Source organism: Algibacter sp., from assembly GCF_049667265.1.
In the GTDB taxonomy this organism is placed as follows: domain Bacteria; phylum Bacteroidota; class Bacteroidia; order Flavobacteriales; family Flavobacteriaceae; genus Algibacter_B.
On sequence record NZ_JBATHX010000385.1, the window covers coordinates 1 to 2,840 of the forward strand.

Annotated in this window: 3 protein-coding genes and 1 pseudogene; 2 read left to right on the forward strand and 2 right to left on the reverse strand. The window is 32.0% G+C overall.

All coding sequences use genetic code 11. The features are described 5' to 3' along the window. A pseudogene (locus tag WBN21_RS13315) lies at positions 1-499 on the forward strand (dihydrolipoyl dehydrogenase); the annotation flags it as partial. 112 nt (positions 500-611) lie between these two features. On the opposite strand, the gene aroQ reads toward WBN21_RS13315, so the two are convergent. Next, entirely contained in the window at positions 612-1,028 is a 417-nt protein-coding gene (aroQ, locus tag WBN21_RS13320) for a type II 3-dehydroquinate dehydratase (RefSeq protein ID WP_424201068.1), read from the reverse strand. Positions 1,029-1,113: 85 nt separating this feature from the next. After that, complete coding sequence (locus WBN21_RS13325; protein WP_424201070.1) at positions 1,114-1,596, reverse strand: DUF3575 domain-containing protein; 483 nt, start codon at positions 1,594-1,596, stop codon at positions 1,114-1,116. 222 nt (positions 1,597-1,818) lie between these two features. Between WBN21_RS13325 and xerD the strand changes: the two genes are divergently transcribed. Next, positions 1,819-2,715 (forward strand): site-specific tyrosine recombinase XerD, encoded by an 897-nt coding sequence (gene xerD / locus WBN21_RS13330; protein WP_424201072.1) that lies wholly within the window; start codon positions 1,819-1,821, stop codon positions 2,713-2,715. Positions 2,716-2,840: the final 125 nt, after the last annotated feature.

Consider the following 2,840-nt stretch of genomic DNA (forward strand, 5'->3'; position numbering starts at 1 on the left):
AACTAATATTCCTGGATATTATGCTATTGGAGACATTACTCCTGGGCAAGCTTTAGCGCATGTCGCTTCCGCAGAAGGAATTTTATGTGTTGAAAAGTTAGCAGGACAACATGTTGAAGCTATTGATTACGGAAACATACCAGGATGTACATATTGTTCTCCTGAAATTGCATCGGTAGGTTTAACTGAAAAACAAGCAAAAGATAAAGGCTTAGATATTAAAGTTGGAAAATTCCCTTTTTCAGCATCTGGTAAAGCTAGTGCTGGTGGAAATAAAGAAGGTTTCGTGAAAGTTATTTTTGATGCCAAGTATGGCGAATGGTTAGGTTGCCACATGATTGGTGCTGGTGTAACTGATATGATAGCAGAAGCTGTTTTAGGAAGAAAACTGGAAACTACAGGTCATGAAGTTTTAAAAGCAATACATCCTCACCCAACAATGAGTGAAGCAGTTATGGAAGCTGTTGCTGCTGCTTATGATGAAGTAATACATTTGTAGACTTTCTTTGAAAGCTAAACTTATAAACAAAAAAAGTTCCTGATATTTTCAGGAACTTTTTTTTATTCTAAAATTTATATTTGTCTAAAAATTTAATCTTCTAAGTAGTCTGTTATAAAAAACTCTGAATAGCCAATTCATAACTCTGTAATCCAAAACCAAGTATAACACCTTTAGCATTAGGCGAAATAAAAGATTGATGCCTAAACTCCTCTCGCCCAAATGTGTTTGAAATATGAACTTCAACCACCGGAGTTTCTATGCCCTTAACAGCGTCACCTAATCCAATAGAAGTATGTGTATAAGCCCCTGCGTTCAATATAATACCATCATAACTAAAACCAACTTCGTGTAATTTATCAATTAACACACCCTCTATATTCGATTGAAAATAATCTATAGAAACTTTTGGGTATTTACCTTTTACTTCTTCTAAAAACTCTGTAAAAGATAAACTTCCGTAAATATTAGGTTCTCTTTTTCCTAATAAATTCAAGTTTGGCCCGTTGATGATGATTAGTTTTTTCATATGGTAAATATATTAAAATTTGAGCATAAAAAAAGGAAGCCAACTGGCTTCCTTTTTAAACTTTATTTGGTTTATTAATACTAAATTACCATGCATAACCCAAAGAAACTCCAAGGGCTACTGAAGTGGTACTAAGTGTTACATTAAAATCATCTGAATTTCCTGCAATATAACTCAGGCCAGCGAAAACATCTACTAAAAAATGTTCTCCTATAATCCATTGATGCCCTACTTCTCCTCCTATTGAGAAGAAACCAGCTGAAGTATCAAAATCATCTTTAAGAGCAAAATACCCAACAGACGGTCCAGCATGCCAACCATTTAACGCTTCATCGCTTGAAAAATAGAATCTATACTCTGCACCTGCTCCAAAACCAGATATATCTGAAATGTTGTAATACAATCCAGAAACAGTCAAAGTTTGACTGTCGTTAGTAGCAAATTCATAACCTGCATTTGCAACTCCAAACGCCAATCCTATTGGGTTTGCTTTAATAGCTTGATCTTGTGCATTTACACTTGTAAGTCCAAATACTGCAATTACTGCACATAAAAATAATTTTTTCATAATTTAAAATGTTTTTAGTTTGATTATAACAAATTAAAGGTATTTCATTGAAAAATACTACGAAACAAGTTAGGTTATTAACAATTTAATAAACACAAAATCATTATAATTTGATTTACAAATACTTACAATTTATGTTATTAACAATTTATATTGAATATAGATAGAATTACCCCACTAATTTGATCCCTTTATTCTTGTTATTTGTTATTTTTACATACTATGAAATGGAAAAACGCGCTTAAGGATTATCAATTATATTTAAAGATAGAACGCGGTTTATCTCAAAATTCCATAGATAATTATTCATTAGATGTTAAAAAACTCATTATTTTTTTAGAAGATAATAACATCACAGAATCACCTATTTCCATTAACTCAGAAATTATTCAACAATTTATTTATGAAATTGCCAAAAGCGTAAATGCCAGATCGCAATCTAGGTTAATATCCGGCTTACGAAGTTTTTTTAATTATTTAGTGTTTGAAGATTACAGAAAAGACAACCCTTTAGAACTTATAGAATCACCGAAAATTGGCAGAAAACTTCCAGATACCTTATCAGAAGCAGAAATAGATAATCTTATAAAAGCCATAGATTTAAGTAAACCAGAAGGCGAACGGAATAGAGCCATGTTAGAAACATTATATGGCTGTGGGTTGCGAGTTAGTGAACTTATCAACCTCAAAATTTCAGATTTATTTTTTGATGAAGGCTTTATTAAAGTTACGGGGAAAGGTGACAAACAACGCTTTGTTCCTATTATAGACATAACCCAAAAGTTTATTAATATTTACAGGAAAGAAATCCGGGTTCATTTAAACATTAAACCCGGACATGAAGATACTTTGTTTTTAAACAGACGCGGAAAACAACTCACTAGAGCCATGATTTTCACAATTATCAAACAACTTGCCGTAAAAATAGGACTTAAAAAAAACATATCGCCTCATACCTTCAGACATTCATTTGCTACACATTTATTACAAAATAATGCCGATTTACGCTCCATACAACTCATGCTTGGACACGAAAGCATAACAACTACTGAAATTTATGTACATTTAGATAAAAGTCATTTAACCAAGGTGGTTGAGAAGTATCATCCTAGGAAATAGCTGTTAGTTGTTAGTTGTTAGTTGTTAGTTGTTAGTTGTTAGTTGTTAGTTGTTAGTTGTTAGTTGTTAGTTGTTAGTTGTTAGTTGTTAGTTGTTAGTTGTTAGTTGTTAGTTGTTAGTTGTTA